We start from the raw sequence: 17,990 nt of genomic DNA on the forward strand, positions 1-17,990 counted from the left end.
GAGAATGTAGGAGTATTGCTTAGTTATACTAGCATTAGAGATGACTTATGAACTGCTTCTAACTAACAATCTATAACAGAATACTCGTAAATAGCAAACATAAACACCTTCTTTGATGCGTTATTTTGTTTAACGATTATCGGGAAGTTGTTTGTCCCATTTCAGTGTCAGTAAACTGGTTTAAATGGACATTTGAATGTTATTGCCTGTTTATTGAGCAAATTTATGGAATGGTATATGGTTTGCATTATTAAGAGATTCTGATTTCAGATAGAATCTGTAATGAATACCATCCTCAATTCAGGAACTTAAGATGACCCCTCGGGAAGTGCTCGCCCTCTGTCGTGAACGTGAAATCCAAGCCATTGACCTGCGGTTCATGGATTTTCCCGGTACACAAAAACATTTCACGATTCCTGCTAAGATATTGGCAGAGAAGAGTTTCGAAGATGGTTTCGGTTTCGATGGCTCTTCGATGCGCGGCTGGAAGGCGATTAATGAAAGTGACATGCTGGTCGTTCCCCAGCCCGAGACAGCATTTGTCGACCCCTTTATGTCCCATACGCTGGTGATGACCTGTAACATTCAGGATCCGATTACCCGGGAAGACTATGCCAAAGATCCGCGCAATGTTGCCCGAAAAGCAGAAAGCTATATGCGGTCCACAAAAATCGCGGATATCGCCAATTTTGGACCGGAAGCCGAGTTCTTTATTTTTGATGATGTCCGATTCGATCAGAACGAGCATGAATGCTACTATCATGTAGACAGTATCGAAGGGCAATGGAACCGGGGCAAGCCGGGCAGTGGTTCAAATGCGGGATATAAAATTCGCTATAAGGAAGGTTATTTCCCTGTTCCGCCGGCAGATACGTTACAGGAAGTGCGGACGGAGATGATGCTGGCGTTGATGGATTGCGGCGTCGATGTTGAAGCACAGCACCATGAAGTGGCGACCGCTGGTCAGTGCGAAATTGACATGAAATATGCGCCACTGTTAAAGACGGCTGACAACCTGTTACGTTACAAGTACATTGTTAAAAACGTAGCCGCCAAACATGGTAAAACGGCGACATTCATGCCGAAGCCTCTCTGGAACGATAATGGTTCCGGCCTGCATTTGCATATGTCTCTCTGGAAAGAAGGGAAGCCATTGTTTGCCGGTTCCCGCTATGGCGGGCTCAGTGAGATGGGCATGTATGCGATGGGAGGAATTCTCAAGCATTCGGCTGCGTTGTTTGCATTTTGCTGCCCGACAACCAACAGTTATAAGCGTCTGATTGCCGGCTATGAAGCGCCCATCAATCTGACTTACAGTTACCGCAACCGTTCGGCGGCGATTCGTATTCCGGTTCACAGTCCACACCCTGAAAATAAACGGTTTGAGTTCCGTTGCCCCGACTCTTCTTCAAATCCGTATCTGGCAATGTCGGCTGTGTTGATGGCGATGCTGGATGGCATTCAAAACAAAATCGATCCCGGTCACCCTCTGGAAAAAGATATCTACGATCTGAAGCCAGATGAACTGGCCGAACTGCCCGCAGTGCCTGGTTCATTAGAGGAAGCCTTGCAGGCCTTGCGAGACGACCATAAGTTTCTCCTGGTAGGCGATGTGTTTACTGAAGACGTGATCGATACCTGGATCTGGTACAAGACCACTCAGGAAGTGGCCGCCCTTCGCGAGCGTCCCCATCCTTATGAATTTGCCATGTACTACGATATTTAAGTAGTGGCATGCGGGCAGAAGCTTTCGTAATGGTATTATGATCGCGATTGGGAGAGATTCTGATTAAGGGGCCACGTGCATAGTGGGATATTGATCAGAGCCTGGCGAGCTTTCTGAAATGACAGTCTTTCAAGTGTGTGAATCTGGACTGTTATCTTAAAGATAATTTGCTCCAATTTTATCTAATCTCTATGGATATTAATGTATTCCCCTCCTCGATGAACCGATATGCAATGATAGATGCTTAGGGATTTGATGGTTCCCGTCCTCGTGCTACTTTCGTTTCGCTGGTTCCTACATTATGAAGCTCTATCAACTGATTTATGTCAGTAAAAGTCTTGGTTCGATGTCAAAGGTGGGATTGAAACAGATCTTGAAGTCTGCCTGTCGGAACAATCTAAATCAGGGTATCACAGGGATCCTGGTTTATGATCGTGGTCATTTTTTTCAGGTTCTGGAAGGTGGTTACAATGATGTGGAAGCCGTCTTTTCCCGGATTCAAAAGGACAAGCGGCACTGCCGCGTCAACCGCATCATCTCTTACCCGGTTCAGGAACGCCTTTTTCCAAATTGGAGGATGGGCCTGTATGATCTGGATGATTCAACAGAGTTCGATTTCTATAAACTGAAAAAGTGCATGAAATCACTACATGAGATGACCTCGGTCAACCAAAAGCGGTCTCTGGCGAAGTATGCCTTAAAAATCTTTATTGAGCTCAAAGGGAAGTCGACAGAACAACCAGAAGACTTGATTGAGATGGACTAATCAGGAGAAAACAACATTGGCAATGGCGAAGCGATTTCAGCTTGCGCTACGATCCTGCTCGAAGCGGTAAGGTGATTTCGTGCCTCTGATATTTGACGTGCTGTTTTGTGTCTAGCCGCTTTACTCAGAACCCTTTAGTTTCATAGCGATCATTCGTTTGCTCAACTGCGATTCTGTAGCAAAACGGAGTTTTCAGATGCCTTGCCAAGCCTGCTATGTTACAATATTTCCAGGCTGGGTCTGACCCCGCTTGTTGAAAACTGCTTCTGAACCTCGCACCCGTTCCTGGAGACGTCCTCATGAAAAATGCACCCGGCATTTTATTTTTTGTTGTGATCCTATTTTCTCATCAAGTTGGTCACACAGGCGATCCAGGGTTACATGATGGATGGCAGGCGATGACGCCTCGTGAAGAACTGCGTCCGAACATATCCTGGGATGCGGACGCTGGCCTGAATCAACAGGGAGCCTTTCTCATCCAGGCAGATGGGCGGGAAGGCTTGATGGGACACATCCAGAAGACATTCCCTGTCGAAGGGGGGAAGACTTATGAATTCACAGCGCTGCGAAAAACGGAAGGCATCAATCTTGTTCGTCGTGCCGGGGCGGCCCGTTTGATCTGGCTTGATCAAAACGGGAAACGCATATTGCGGGATAAGCCATCGTTCGCTTCCTATCGACCTGGTGAGCGTCCGCGGGCGGAACCGGAATTTCCAGGCGATCGGGAGACGACTTCAGGCTGGACGAAGGTTTCCGGGATCTACCGAGCTCCTTCGCAAGCGGGGCAGGTTCAGGTCGAGTTGCATTTTCGCTGGGGCCCACCACATTCACAAATTCAGTGGAGCAATATCAGCTTCAAACAGACAGACGATCTCAAGCCACGTGTTGTACGACTGGCGACGATCCATCATCGGCCACGGGAAGGGAAAAAACCGAGTGATAAGCCGGCGCAGTTTGCGAAGTTAATTGAGCAGGCTGCAGAGCAGAAAGCGGATCTGGTGGTGTTGCCTGAGTCCATTACGGTTTACGGAACCGGGCTCTCTTATGCCGAATCTGCCGAGCCGATTCCCGGTCCCTCCACCAAGTACTTTGGTCAGCTGGCTAAAAAACATAATCTGTATATTGTGGTTGGGCTTTACGAACGGGCGGCGCATCTGGTTTACAATGTGGCGGTGTTGCTTGGCCCTGACGGAGAAATTGTCGGCAAGTATCGCAAAGTCACACTGCCGCGCGGCGAGATTGAAGGGGGCGTCACACCGGGTCACGAGTATCCGGTGTTTGAAACTCGTTTCGGAAAAGTCGGCATGATGATTTGCTACGACGGTTTCTTTCCAGAAGTGGCTCGCGAACTAAGCAAAAATGGCGCCGAGGTGATTGCCTGGCCTGTCTGGGGCTGTAATCCAATGTTGGGTGCCGCGCGTGCTTGTGAGAATCATGTCTACGTTGTGAGCAGTACTTACACGGACGCTTCATCCAACTGGATGATCTCTGCGATTTACGGTCAGGATGGAAAGCCGCTGGCACAGGCCAAAGAATGGGGGACCATAGCGATCACCGAAGTGGACCTGAATCACCCGTTGTATTGGCAAAGTCTGGGCGATTTTAAATCCCAGATCGAACGGCATCGCCCCGTTGTTGACACGAAACCGTAACTGACCACCGAGCACGCATTCCAAGCTGACCCCGCGAGTGGATACATGGGGCCGCCTTACTGCAACACGGATTGGGCGTGTTTTTCTGGAATTGAATCAGCACCGTCGGACAAGCCGATCGGTGGCACACGGGAGTCTGATCTGATGTTCGCGATCCTACTCGTTGACATTGCTACGGGAATGATTGCTACCACGAAAACGCACGAAAGAATGGGTAGGCCCGAATGTAATTCGGGGCTACCCGGTTATTTAAAGGTAGGGGCAGTACCCGTGTGTCTGCCCGCCTGGCGGGATTCAACTCTGTATTGCCGTCTGGATGGGACCAGATAAAAGATTCGTGCCCAGTAAATCGCGTTGATTAGTCTTAACTCAGCCAACGCAATTTATTTACTGGTTTACGGGAAGCAGTCAGCGATGTTCTGGATGGTGCCTCCACCTGACAGGTTGATGGTGGCGCCATTGTTATTCGGTGAGAGATTAGGCAAGTCTTCCACATTGATGGTACCACCGACGGCAGCAAAGAAGTCGAGTGCGGTATCGGAGTTATTCCCCATGACCTCCAGGCAGAGTGTGTCGGGTGAGAATACCGCGACATCAAGTCCTCTGCCACCGACGCCGGCACTGCCGAATAATGTGTTGGTGTTGACCTGAATGCGGGCATTGGCACCGACGCCACCATTCATCAGGATTTCGATGCCATCGTCGAAAACACCGCCTGTTTGCGCAATGCTGTTGCTCGTGATAAAGATGTCATGGTCGGTACCGCGATCGATGTCAATGGCGATGCCATCACCAAACAAGGCTGCAAGGTTGTCGTCAGAGATTGTGTTTTGACTGATTGTAGTATTTGTGACTCCGGTCGTATTCACATTCAGATAGATTCCAGCACCAAACAGGTTGACCAGATCATCCGAGTCGATTGTGTTTTGCGCGATGGTCGTTGTGGCAGAACCGTTGTTATAGATTACGCCAATCCCGTTGCCGAAGACTCCTGCCGTATTTTGAATCATATTACCGGTGATTGTGGTGGTCATGGCACCGGTCGAGTTGCCCGTGAAATCAATCCCGTCTCCAAAGGCATTCAGGATACTGGTAATCTGGTTGCCTCGGATGCGTGTTGTCACATTGCCGGCGGTGGTGGAGACTTCGATTCCCGTACCAGCCAGCGCTAGCACACTGGTAATGATATTATTATCAATGTCGACGGTCGCATCTCCACCAATTTCCACATCAATAGCATCATCGAAGGCGGTCAGAACACTGCGGATGGTGTTTCCGCTGATCGTACCATTTCCGGACCCATTGAGTACCGCGATCGCATCAATGCCCGAATCTTCGATTGTATTGGACGAGAAATCGAAATTCGTCACGTTCTGAGCAAAGATCCCTTCCGTCGTGGGCGTGTCAATGGTTGTGTTTTGGATCGTAATATTTTGTGAATTGGTAGCAGTAACGCCGGTCGCTCCACTATTCGTCAGAGTTCCCCCGTTGAGTGCAAAGCTGCCGGTTAGATTATCAATCAGGACGGAGTCCCCGCCAGCATTCGTACTATTGAGATTGTTAATGGTAATATTCGCTGAGCTATTGCTGACGTTGACCGACGTTGTACCATTGGTCGTTGTGACCTGACCAAATTGAATCGTGCCGCCTGCATTCTGGATATCGATACCATCGCCGTTGGTATTCGTAATCGAACTATTGGTAAAGGTTACGTTTCCATTACCCCCAGAAATCAATACGCCTAGACCACCGGATTTGGTAAGAGGCGTCTGGTTGAATGTGGCGGGGCCTGTTAAATTTGACAGGCTGATTGCCGTACCAGCTCCGGTATGATTGATCGTATTGTTAGAGACCATCAGGTTACCCACGCCGTTGGCGATAATCGAAGAACCAGCGCCGGTTGTTGTAATATCAAAGCCGGACAGCACGCTGCGGTTATTCAGTGTGAAGCTACCCGTGAGTTGTGGATTCACGCCGGTATTGGAGTCGGGCAGTTGGATCTGTCCGATGGTGGAAGTGATGAACTGCGTCGGTCCTGCTGAGAGGACCTGCGTATTGCCTGCGAGGGTAAAGTCGCCTGTTTCCATACCGTTACGGTGATCATAGACAACGACATCGCCCTGTTGTGTTCGCGGATCAGCAAAGGCGGCTGCGAGTGTGGCGTAGGGGTCTTCGTAGGAACCATCGCTGTTGCCACCGGTGGCAACGTGCATGAAGTAAAAGGGCAGTCCCGTGGTCGGATCGATGATCAGTCCGCCATTCGGGTCTTCAATTTTCTGATTGTCGACGACGATATTGCGGAGTCGTTCCGGGGTTTCCCCAAGTCGATCCCAGGCTTTCAAGTCGGAACGAGGGCCTCCTCGCAAACCTGAAATGCTGGGCCACTGGATGCCGACGGCAAAGTTGACCGTCGTGTCGAAAACGCGGTCGTTCTGCACACTGAGATTCAATGAAACCATATCCGAGATGCGGCTTTCGATACGGGATTTCCAACCCCATGCCTGCTGGCTGCCTTTGGCCTGGAAGTGATACCAGCCTGCATAAGCGCGAAGGTCCATGTAGTCGTTGGTATAGAACTTGGCACCGGCTTCCATATCCAGCCCCTTCATCGCGGCCTGATAGTAACGAGTAAAAGTACCACCGGTGAGATGATGGCCGACGAATTTATAGCCACCCCCCCCAGTGGTGTGTGTCGTTCCATACTGATTACGTGTCTGGCCGGTGGGGACATACCAGTTGAGCCGCGCGTCCCAGATATCACCCAGGGTTTCGATCCCCCCGGAGACCTGATCGAAGGTGGCATAACCGGCATCGTACGTGTCATAGTAAATGTAACCGCCGATGGTGCGCTGATATTCGGGAATATATTGACGGGCGCCGACACCAATATTCGAGCCCAGGTTATGATTGTCGTCTCCCAGCAGTAATCGTGCATCAATGAAGGTCAACCAGCTGCTGTCTTCCCCTTCCAGCAGTGGGAAGAACGCATCAAAGGATGAGAGTCCACCGATGCGTCCGATGGTGTCTCCTGCTTCATAGCGGTAACCGAAATGTGGTCGATAGCGGCCGAACCAGGCAGAATCGCCGAACAGTTCTGAGGCATCGCCACCATAGTTTTCGCCTTCGAACCCGGGCTGTTGTTCCGGGATCGGATCCCCAGGCTGGGCGAGGAGCGTACCCGGTACGCAGAGGGCAATCAGTAAAGCAAGGCAAACACGTTTCATGGAATCCATTCCGTTGTAGACGTCGAGTTATAAGATCTTTCGTCACAACAGAATGTAGGGCTGAAGCGGTTCTTGCAGGAAGGGTGTCCTATGATAATAGCTTTTCCGGTCAGGGAAAATGGGGTGACATTGTCGATTGGCGTGGGTTTTACACTAGCCTGAGAGGCAGCAAATCAGACAGAGATACCCTAGGGTATCTCTGTCCAAAATCAACTTAGAAGGATCGATGCCAACAAAATGAGTTCCGATTCTCACTCTCCATCAGACATTGCGTTTTTTGAAACTCCACCAGCGGTCTTGTGGTATCAAGGCGACTGCTACTACAGCCAGCTGGGAAAGCATGAACAACCCAAGTGCCATCAGGACTCCATCTGTGAAGCCGTAGGAATGTAGTCCCACTCCAAGCTCATTCACACCAAACCAGGACCAGCTGGTGACAATGTTTCCGCCGATCGAAAGCATTGCCAGACCACGGTCTTTGACCATGCCTCCCCAGCGGGCGTGCAGGACGAGTGCGTTCCAGAGCACGATGATCAACGCCCCGTTTTCTTTGGGGTCCCAGCCCCAGAAGCGGCCCCAGGAATCGTCGGCCCAGAGTCCGCCAAGCACGGTGCCTACGAAGCTCAGGAAAATGGCAAAGCAGAGTACGCCGTACAACATGCGAATAATCTCTTTGCCTGCACTTGCGGTCATGCGCGGGGTACAAGTTCCCCACAGAATATAAAACAGACCCAGCATGCCGGCTACAAAGGTGGCAGCGTAGCCGAGCGTGATGCAGACCACGTGAGTCGCGAGCCAGAATTGGGTATCGAGAACCGCTTGCAGCACGGCCATCGTATCACCGTCACCAGCCAGCATGTGGGCGATGAGTAGCGTAGAAAATCCAGCGACCGAAGCGAGCAAGTTGCCGATGCCCAGCCGATTCATGCGTTCGATGACGATCCCCGCCAGCACGGCACCCCAGCCAATAAAGACAGCAGAGGAGTACAGGTTGGTGACCGGAGGGCGTCCCGAGATATAGATTCGTAGAATCAAAGCAGAGGTATGTACGACAAAGGTAAGGACGATCAGCCAGAAGGCGGCGTCCCCCATTGGTTTCTGCCAGAACAGGAACGAAATACAGACTAGGATAAATGCGATCAAGTATAAAACCGAGCAATAGTAAAACGGTTCAAAGTGATTGAAGAATGCTTCGTAATCAATTTTGGATAGATTGGCATCCGTCAGATCGGCCCGATGTTTTTTCAACCAGGTTTGATAGTTGCGGACTTCATTATTGAATTCTTGTGCATTGCCTTGAGAGTAGGCGACCAGAATTTTGGTCCAGGCCTGGGTGGCTTCGTTTTCTTTGTCTTTGGAAAAACTGGCTTTGACCAGGTCACGTGTCCAGGCATAGGCATAGGTTTGCCATTCGGTTTCTTCTTCCGCTTCACCGCCCGGCGGTATGGCCCGGGGAGGGTTGCGGCGATCGAGCATTCCATGACGACGAATCGCTTCGATTAAGTCTTCTCGTGCCGATTCCGCGCGGATATTGGGAGGTGTGAATGACTGGATCAGTAAGTCGACGACACCGATTTTCTTTTCCAGATCGAGGACCTGGGATTGATACAAGCTAGCTTTTCCTTGACCGGCTTTACGTGCCAGATCAGATTGTTTAGAGAGTTCGGGGATTTTTTCAATGAATTCGTCAAAGGCGTAGCGGAACCCCGGCTGTTTTTTCAGTCCGAGTGTATGCAGGAGTTCGGGATTCTCAATCCGTACGACATCATACCCAAACGCTTCGCGCGGTTTGGCAATCGTGTCCAGCAGCCATTTGATCGCCGGTTGTTTTTTCCCATCCTGATCTTTGAAGTCCTGTCGGCCAGAAATCATTCGTAGACTGTTGCGGGCTAGAGTGTCAATGGGCTTGGAGCGTCCCTGATACAAAATTGGGAGTTGACCGAATTCATACAGGTTCATTTGACTGGAAGGTGTTTTAGGGATGCGGGCTTTACTCATCAGGTAGCCACCAAAGATCACCAGGACCAGAGCAGGAATCAGATAGGTCGTCAGTTTAGCCGTTAACTGTTGCTTCTTCTTCGAGGCAGCATTTTCAAAGTCATTGGGGGGTAAGAACTCAGCGACTGGGGCAGGAGCATTTCTTTGTTTTTCGCGCCGGTCCAGAAATCGGAGCAGGGTGATCATGAAATGATACAACATGCCAACGGCGACGATCATGCAGGAAACATAAGGGATCATCCAGCCCATATTCGTGACAACAGACAGAGTGGTCATTTCCTTGCCGGTGCGGGGGTCGGCGTGATAGCCGCTCTGATAAAATGTTTCGCCGCTGTAACGGAGCGGGTTGTTCATCCAGATTTTGATTTCCCGATCGACGTTCGTGGTGGGATCAACCAGTTGAATATCGGATGAATAATTCATGACGGTACTGGTGCCGGCGTAATCGTCTTTGCGGACATCAATCAGTCTGACACTATAGGGTTTGTAAGTGTGTTTGAAACGCAGGTAAAGTTTGTATGGTGTACCATCCACTTCAACCTGCTCGCCGATTTCCTGTAATGCCATCTCCAGGCTGACAAGATAAACGCCCAGTGACTCGTCTGTTTTTTTGTCGATGATTTTAATGTAAGCAGCCGGAGTATCGACGCCTCCGCCGGTGTCGGTTCCCGTTGCGCTGCGGGCGGGTAAGGCAATCCAGTCCTTACCGACGCCACCTGTAGCCGGGTTCTCGGCGAGTTTTTTTTCCTCGGCAGTGAGTGAGGAAATTTTGCGAATGGACGCGTTTGGATAATATTTTACCAGTTCATAGTTGAAGGGGAGCTTCGCATCAGAAACGACTTCTTGCTGTTTCGCGAGTAAGATCGATTTGGGAATGACGGTGACTTGATCCTGTTTCGGATCGGTCTGGTCGATAATCGCGAGTTCAATTGTGCGAATGTCGTGGACGTAGTTGGTCGTTTCCCCTTCGGAAATTGTCATCTGGGTTTCGACGGCCATGGTGCCGACCATTAGTTCGCTGAGCATCATCAGGCCGACGCCACCGTGCAGCAGCACGATTCCCGCCCGCTTTTTAAACAGGACAATACAGCCTGCCAACAGGACCACGCCAGCAAAAGTGGCTTTGATGAGTTGCCAGAGAATTCGCATCGATGCATCACTAAAGCGGGCCGCATCACCTTGAAACAGAAACCAGGCCAGCAGGCAAGCAAACAGTAGAGCGCCTCCCGCAGCGAGCCAGCGTTCGACTTTGCGAAAGGATTCAATTTGGAACAAAAGCCACAGACAGCCAAGGATACATGCTGCCATTCCGACTTCGATCATCGCCCATAATGCAGACCAGCTTAAGAGCGGTGTTTCCTGGAAACCATCTTTGTTGGAGCCGCTGGCAATCACAGCCCAGGTAATCAATAGCCCGACGGCAATGGTAACCCAGCCTGCTGTTTGTCGTGTACCTTTGGCCTGAACTTTAAAGCGAATGAAGTGTGCCGCGAACAGGTTGATACCCATCATAAAACCGATGAGCCAGCCGCCGGGGAAGTAAATGAAGCCGGGGATATTCTGTTGATCTAGGTTCGGGAAAAAGGAGGGGGGGAAGAAGATTTTGAATTCAATCCTCGCGATCCCAGTGCGGAAGTATTCGTCGATGACAACCCAGATATCTTTATTCACCTGTGCCAGGGTGCCGGCCAGAATGATGAAAATGGCCATCGCGAACAGCACTACGGTCAGTCGCAGCGATGCAATAGGCTTTAAAAATTTCAGGAGGTGCTCATTGATATTTACAGAACCCGCATCGGATTCCGTTGTGGCAAATTCGCTGGATTTGTCTGAAAGTTTATCTGTCGACATGATCATTTCCTGAAACTAGAACGCAATAAATGTCGTTTTGAGTCATCTATCGTGAAGGCTTATTCAAATCGGATGGACTGGACAAACTGTTTGAAACGGTCCTGTTCCTGTTCGGCCAGTTTTGGGGGGCCGGTGAACTTGACGAACCAGGCGAGATTATCTCTGTAGAGAATTGCTCCCAGAATCGCCTTGGCTGGCTTGGACGTTTCCGGGCCAATTAGTTTGACATAGGTGGCTTCCAGATCGCCCGCCTTTAATTGCTCAGACTCTTTAGGGAGTTCGGCTTCTGTGATGTCTTTCAGGCCGACCTGATCCCGCCAGCGATTGATATTGGGAAGTAAGGGAGAATACTCTTTGGAGAGATCGATGATCGTGACTTCTCCGGTTTCATCTCCGGCGGTGATATTAAAGGCGGCTTTTCTCATTCCGCCACTACGACCGGGTTTCCAGCCTTCAGGCGTTTCGAATTTGACTGGTGATGGAGCAGCGGCTACCGGTGGATTCGCGGGACTTGGACCGGGAGCAGGGCGACCTGCGCCGCCCCCCATCATTCCGGAGGCGAAGGGGGCACGACCCATGGGGTTGGCCGCCATCTTGCCTTTCAGGCTGACGACCGTCATGGTTTGATCGCCGGCTTTCACAGTGAAGAGTTCTGTGTCCAGAGCGGGGGTGTCTGAAGCGGCTTTCAGCTGCGCTTCGGTAATATTGCCCAAGCCCACCTGATCGCGCCAGCGATTGATGTTCGAGAGTAAAGCTTCATTCAGATCACTGTTGGCGGGGAGAGGCATGACTGACAGTTCAACGGCCGGGTCGCTGCCTTTCACTTTCAGTGTGGCAAATCGCATGGAATTGCCCGGCAGCTGTTCCCAGTTTTCCGGAACTTTCCATTCTGGTTTACCATCCTTCAGTGAAACTGATTTGAGAAATTGAACGAACGGCTCGAACTCGGCTTGCACCTGTTCGGGAGCGCCAGTCATTTTGAAAAACCAATACTGTGGACTATCGGGTAAAATCGCCGCCAGCATACGGACATCTTTGGCGGGTGCCATTGCACTGTCTGATCCAGCAGGACCCAAGCCAGAGTCTGTTTTCGGAACGGTGTAAGAGGTGATCTCTTCCTGTTTGCTGCAGCCGGCAGGGATGAACAGCAGGAGCGTCATTAGAACGGGGAATATCTGTTTCATGCGTTTCATTCGGAAAAGAGTTGGATACATCAGTGGGTCAAATGATTCAAAGCGATTCGTCTGTTAATTCGATTCCATGAATTGAAATCGTGTTTGGTCTTTGATCGCCTCTTCGTTTCGTAATATGGAGAAAACAGAAAACGGTTCTGTAAATATGTTCAAGGTGGGACGGTATGAAGAAAGACGGCGTCATTCTTCAGGTGGTGTAAGTGATTAAATAACCGTTGCTTAAGAAAAGGCTTCCGAGTTCGAACCTGTTGAATTCGAGCTCAGAATGGCCACTGTTTTATTATAGTTCTTTCAAAGCCGAAAAGTACACAACCAGTTTGGGGCTCCTCTCAAAATCCTTCTGATTTGCGCTGCGATACCACCACAACCGGCCCTCAAAAAGTGCCTGTTAAAAAAACTATGGAAAATAGCGTAAAAATTACAATGTCTTGTAAAAAAGACAACAATTTGATTTCTGTAAGCGCTGATTGTAAAAGGTTCCAGAGAGAATCCTATTTACAAAGAATACTCTTTAATGTATTTACGCGTTCTGGCGAATAATTCGCAAAATAATTTGTTTTTCTGGTACGCAAGGTGCATCCTATTTCATTACCCGTCACAAATGGGATTCTGAATCCCGTTTCTCATTCATACTTGTACACAGGTACGGAACCGACAAATCACTCGAATCAAAGCAGATGGTCAGGAAGACCGACTCGATTCGCAATTTAACTGATCTAAAATCCCAACACATTGTTGGAACGAACCAAGAGGCATGGAAGCCACATCGTGAAGCTATTTTCACAGACATCGCTCGTTGATGTATTCAATAGAGCTGTGAACTTTCGAACTGTCGAATCTCTTCAGATTAAGAGAGGGTTTAAGCAGTTTCTCGCTCACGCAGAGGTTGTCATTCAATCTCGCCGCACTGCTTCTCTGCAAACGACAACCAGTCTGGTTGTCTGCTCTTTTCTGAGAAACAATCCAATTTCTCGGCAAGACTCTAGAGAATATACCCCTTTATCTGAAACAGTGACGCCGTGTGCGTTCAAACCAACCTTTTTGAGGAGTTGGTAGATGAAGTTTTTGACGACAGTCGTATTATCATTTCTTGTCATTTCCGGTTCAGCCAGTGCTGCGGCTCCCAAGGGAGTGCTGCTGGACTTTACTGCGACCTGGTGTGGGCCCTGTCAGAAAATGAGTCCGTTGATTTCGCGTCTGAAGCGCGAAGGTTTTCCGATCAAAAAAGTGGACGTTGATCAGCAACCAGAACTGGCGCGACGTTTTAACGTATCCAGTATTCCTGCATTTGTGCTGGTTGTCGAAGGTCGGGAAGTCGCACGATCTGTGGGCTCAACGACGGAAAGCAATCTGAGACGGATGCTGGCACGGATTCCTTCCCAGGAAGCACAACCACCGGCGGGTTCAAAAAAAGAGGACTCAGTGATTTTTGCTGCCAATCAGCAGAGAAAAGCGAGTCAGCCTGCTGAACCACCAATTAAGCTGGCACAAAACGAGACAAAACCAAAAAAGAAATCGCGCGGATTCAATATTCCCTTCTTTGGTAAATCGAAAGCAGAAGAATCGGTGCCTGTGGAAGAGCCTGTGATCCGAGCTCAGTTTGGTGATGCAACCGGCGATCACTTAGTGGAGTCATCACAGCCGCCGGCCGTCAATGACTGGCGTGCGAGTACAGTCCGGATTCGCGTCAAGGACCGAAAAGGGATGGATTTAGGGTCGGGTACGATCATTCACAGTTCTGTGGGACGAACCCTGATTATGACCTGCAGTCACATTTTCAGCGAATTAAAGAACGATTCCGTAATCGAAGTTGATGTGTTTCAAGGCGAGAAATTCGAAACTTATGTTGGTACATTGGTGCGATACAACATGGAAGGCGATGTGGGTCTGATTTCGATCCCGACATCGGGTGTTGTTTCCGCAGCGAAAGTGGCCGGAATAGAATATGAAGTGAAAGCCGGTGATGTGGTCGCCAGTATCGGGTGTAACGGCGGCGAGTTTCCGACACTGGAAAAAATTAAAGTGACGGAACTGAATCGATTTTTAGGCCCTGACAATATTGAATGCACGGGGATGCCCGTGCAGGGACGTTCTGGCGGTGGTTTGTTCGATCGATCTGGTCAACTGGTGGGCGTCTGCTTTGCTGTTGATAAAGATGATCAACGCGGATTATATGCCGGCCTGCCTGTGGTTCACAAACTACTGGATGACTCAAAATTAACGGCGCTGTACAAGCAGCAGCCTGAAATGGAACAGAGTGCTCCCGAAGTCAAACTGGCGATGGCGGAATCACGACAGGAAATGCGGTCCGAACCCAATCAGGCATTACTGGATGATTTTCTGGAACGGGCGATGCCCAGTAAATCCATCACATCGGCGACAACCGGAAATCCGGATCTGTCTCAACTGCAGGCTGCTATGGATCAGGCAGGGGAAGCAGAAGTCGTCTGCATCATTCGTCCGTTGAACAAACCTCAATCAGCCAGTCGTGTGGTGATTATCAATAAGGCCAGTTCCAAGTTTGTTTCGTATCTTTCAGGTGAAGTGAGCAATCAGCCACAGCCAACTTCCGCCCGCTTCAAACCGGGTGAAGTGCAGACGCGGAAACTACAAACGCAGCAACGTGCGAGAGACAAACGCATCAGTCGCAGTCTGCCACGTGTTGCCAGTGTTCAGCGTCAGAGTCGATCGCAACAACCGGAAGATCTGAGTTTTCGACCGCCGTCTTCATTCAAACAAACGGCCCAGAAAGCGTCTGTTTCCAATCAGCAGCAAAGGAAGAAAATCGAGCAGGTGAAACAACGGCTCGAACGCTACCGCCGCTCTACTGAATCTCGTCGGTAAGCTCACACGCTCAGAATAGCCTGAAATACACTAAAACTACTGATCCAGCCTGGAAAGCAACTTACTTTTCAGGCTGGATTTTTTTGTTTTTCGCTTTCAGACTTTTGTTCTAGTGTAGTCTCTCTTTAGAATGAAGAGACTGTTGATGCCGTCAGCAGAATGTGTTCTACCGTTCCTTCCCGTTGCCTGCCACCTGGAGACATCACGTGAATACTTTATGCAAGCTGGCTGCCTGCCTGAGTCTGGTTTTGATTACGACAACTTCTTTGTCGGCTGAGGATCTCAAGTTACAACTCCGTTATCAGCAGGAAACGAGTAAAGACTCCGGGCGGTACCATCGTTTGCAGCGTTCGGAACACTGGAATCCGGAACAAACGGCGATCATTGTCTGCGATGTCTGGGATTATCACCATTGCCTGAATGCCGTCAAAAGACTGGAACAGTTTGCACCTCGTCTGGATAAGTTGCTGAAGCAGGCACGTTCACAAGGCGTGACGATTATTCATGCTCCCAGTGACTGCATGCCCGCCTATCTGGGGCACCCGGCACGCATGCGGGCGATGCAGGTAAAGCACAATGGGCCGATTCCGGAAGGAATTGAAAACTGGTGTTCGAAAATTCCCAGCGAAGAACGGGCCGTTTATCCGCTTGATCAATCGGATGGCGGCGAAGACGATGATCCGGAAGAACATGCGGCCTGGGCCAAAAAACTGAAATCACTGGGACGCGATCCGGGGCTACCCTGGAAGAGCCAGTCTCCCCTGATCACAATCGATGGCGACAAAGATTATATCAGTGATAAAGGGGATGAGGTCTGGCGGGTTCTGGAAAGTCGTGGCATCAAGAATGTGATTCTGACCGGCGTACATACCAATATGTGTGTGTTGGGGCGGCCCTTTGGTCTGCGGCAGCTGGCGCAAAACGGGAAGAACGTGGTCCTCATCCGTGATATGACCGACACCATGTATAACCCGAAAAGCTGGCCTTACGTGAGTCACTTTACCGGCAACGATCTGATTTTTTCGCACATCGAAAAATTTGTCTGCCCGACAATCACCAGCGACCAGATTCTGGGTGGTCAGGAATTTACTTTTAAACGGGATCAGCGTCCTCATCTGCTGATCGTGATGGCGGAAGCCGAGTATCAGACGAATCAGAGTTTGCCCGAATTTGCTGCCAAACAGCTGGGAAAACATTTTCGTGTGAGCATGGTGTTTGCCGATGACAAGGACCGCAATTCGATCCCCGGTATCGAAGCCATCAAGGATGCGGACGTTGTGTTGTTCAGCGTTCGTCGACGCGTACTTCCTCCAAAAGCGATGCAGGCGATTCGCGATTATGTCAAAGCGGGGAAACCGGTCGTTGGAATTCGAACCGCCAGCCATGCCTTTTCGCTGCGAGGCAAACAGCCACCCAAGGGTTTGCAGGATTGGCCTGGGTTTGACGCGGAAGTCTTTGGTGGCAGTTATCATGGGCACTACGCCAACGATTTGAAGTCGATGATTACGATTAACGAAGCACAAAAGGAAAACCCCATTCTGGCCGGAATTCCCAAGAAATCCTTCCCGCAGGCCTATTCGCTTTACGAAGTTTCTCCGCTGGCGAAAAATACCATCGTGTTAATGACGGGGAAAATTGAGGGTAAGCCAGCCGAGCCAGTCGCCTGGACATTCAAACGGAAAGACGGTGGCAAATCGTTTTATACTTCACTCGGTCACACGGGAGATTTCAAACAACGGGAATATGTGCGGCTGCTGACGAACGGCATCTACTGGGCTGCTGGCCTTGATCCGGCTGACGTGCGCGTTTCTGAAAAAGTCACGCTTCATGCAGCACCGCACTGGTCTGTCGTGCAGATTCCCGGGGTAGAGAAAGCAGAGAAAACGAAACAGAGCCGCTGGTATCGCTGTGTGGTTCGCGTTCCTGAAAAATGGCTGGCGGGCAAACCGCTGTTGTTGAAAGTAGCCAGCACTGATGGGGCCGAAGTCAACGCCTGGTTCAATGGAACGTCTCTTCAGAAAACAGACGCTGGTTTTCAAATCGACTGCCAGCCAGTGGCGGTCAATGATGCCAACCTGATTGTGTTGCAGGTGAAAGGCGAAACCGGGGCGTCCGATTTTCGATCTGTTCCAAAGTTAGTTTCAACATCAGGTGTGTTACCTTTAGCGGGACGCTGGCAGTATCGGGTGGGCAATGATGCCGAATTTGCGAATATGCCTTTGCCTGCGAAATTCGGAACCGTGACCGATATTGTGTTCAAACCGTAGATTACGCAAGTTTTTGCTACCACGAAAAACACGAAAGGACACGAAAACGTTATGAAAGGGTGGTCCTGAATGTAATTCAGGATTGCCGCAGGCAACAGGATGTGGCAGAGAAAGCGACCGGTTTTGCTGAGGCTTACTTTCTGTTGTGGATTAATGGGTTCAAAGATTTGCTTTCTATATAAGACTTCCGTGTGCCATCGATTGGCTTGTCCGACGGTGCTATTCCGATTCTAGAGAAACCTTCCCAGCCGTGTTGTCGTAGGGTGCGGACCCGTGTGTCCGCCCGCAGGGTTAGGGTGGAATGTATGGCCAACGTGCGTAGGTTCGATTTGGACCCATTTGCAGAACAATACAGAGTTGAGTTTCGTTAGGCGGGCAGACACATGGGTACTGCCCCTACGTTTAAATAACCGGGTATTGTCGAAAATACCGTGTTAAAAATCATTTCTTTGACGCACACCAAATCAGA

The 17,990-nt window shown here is 50.0% G+C and carries 9 protein-coding genes; 6 read left to right on the forward strand and 3 right to left on the reverse strand.

Translation table 11 applies throughout. The annotated features are described in order from the left end of the window. Positions 1-313: 313 nt before the first annotated feature. From glnA to AAC022_RS05940, 4 genes are all read left to right on the forward strand, one after another. A complete protein-coding gene (glnA, locus tag AAC022_RS05925; RefSeq protein WP_339728935.1) occupies positions 314-1,726 on the forward strand; it encodes a type I glutamate--ammonia ligase in 1,413 nt (470 codons plus the stop codon). 301 nt (positions 1,727-2,027) lie between these two features. Then, on the forward strand, positions 2,028-2,492 hold the full coding sequence (locus AAC022_RS05930) for a BLUF domain-containing protein (protein WP_339728938.1): 465 nt from the start codon (positions 2,028-2,030) through the stop codon (positions 2,490-2,492). 299 nt (positions 2,493-2,791) lie between these two features. After that, on the forward strand, positions 2,792-4,144 hold the full coding sequence (locus AAC022_RS05935; RefSeq protein ID WP_339728940.1) for a carbon-nitrogen hydrolase family protein: 1,353 nt from the start codon (positions 2,792-2,794) through the stop codon (positions 4,142-4,144). A 144-nt stretch (positions 4,145-4,288) separates the two neighbouring features. Beyond that, positions 4,289-4,474, forward strand: coding sequence for a hypothetical protein (locus AAC022_RS05940; RefSeq protein ID WP_339728943.1), 186 nt, complete (start codon positions 4,289-4,291; stop codon positions 4,472-4,474). 65 nt (positions 4,475-4,539) lie between these two features. Here AAC022_RS05940 and AAC022_RS05945 read toward each other — a convergent pair whose 3' ends face one another. From AAC022_RS05945 to AAC022_RS05955, 3 genes are all read right to left on the reverse strand, one after another. Continuing rightward, the gene (locus AAC022_RS05945) at positions 4,540-7,368 is read right to left on the reverse strand and encodes a right-handed parallel beta-helix repeat-containing protein (protein WP_339728945.1); all 2,829 of its coding nucleotides are present in this window, start codon (positions 7,366-7,368) and stop codon (positions 4,540-4,542) included. A 261-nt stretch (positions 7,369-7,629) separates the two neighbouring features. Beyond that, positions 7,630-11,217 carry a cytochrome c biogenesis protein CcsA gene (gene ccsA, locus AAC022_RS05950; RefSeq protein ID WP_339728949.1) on the reverse strand — a complete coding sequence of 1,196 codons (3,588 nt, stop codon included), beginning with the start codon at positions 11,215-11,217 and terminating at the stop codon, positions 7,630-7,632. 59 nt (positions 11,218-11,276) lie between these two features. Further along, the gene (locus tag AAC022_RS05955) at positions 11,277-12,401 is read right to left on the reverse strand and encodes a hypothetical protein (protein ID WP_339728952.1); all 1,125 of its coding nucleotides are present in this window, start codon (positions 12,399-12,401) and stop codon (positions 11,277-11,279) included. Between the two features lie 1,065 nt (positions 12,402-13,466). On the opposite strand from AAC022_RS05955, the gene AAC022_RS05960 reads away from it, so the two are divergent. Both AAC022_RS05960 and AAC022_RS05965 read left to right on the forward strand, forming a co-directional pair. Next, the gene (locus tag AAC022_RS05960; protein ID WP_339728955.1) at positions 13,467-15,254 is read left to right on the forward strand and encodes a thioredoxin domain-containing protein; all 1,788 of its coding nucleotides are present in this window, start codon (positions 13,467-13,469) and stop codon (positions 15,252-15,254) included. A 206-nt stretch (positions 15,255-15,460) separates the two neighbouring features. Further along, on the forward strand, positions 15,461-17,521 hold the full coding sequence (locus AAC022_RS05965) for an isochorismatase family protein (RefSeq protein ID WP_339728957.1): 2,061 nt from the start codon (positions 15,461-15,463) through the stop codon (positions 17,519-17,521). Positions 17,522-17,990 lie beyond the last annotated feature (469 nt).

Origin of the sequence: uncultured Gimesia sp., from assembly GCF_963976445.1 — a bacterium.
GTDB lineage: Bacteria > Planctomycetota > Planctomycetia > Planctomycetales > Planctomycetaceae > Gimesia.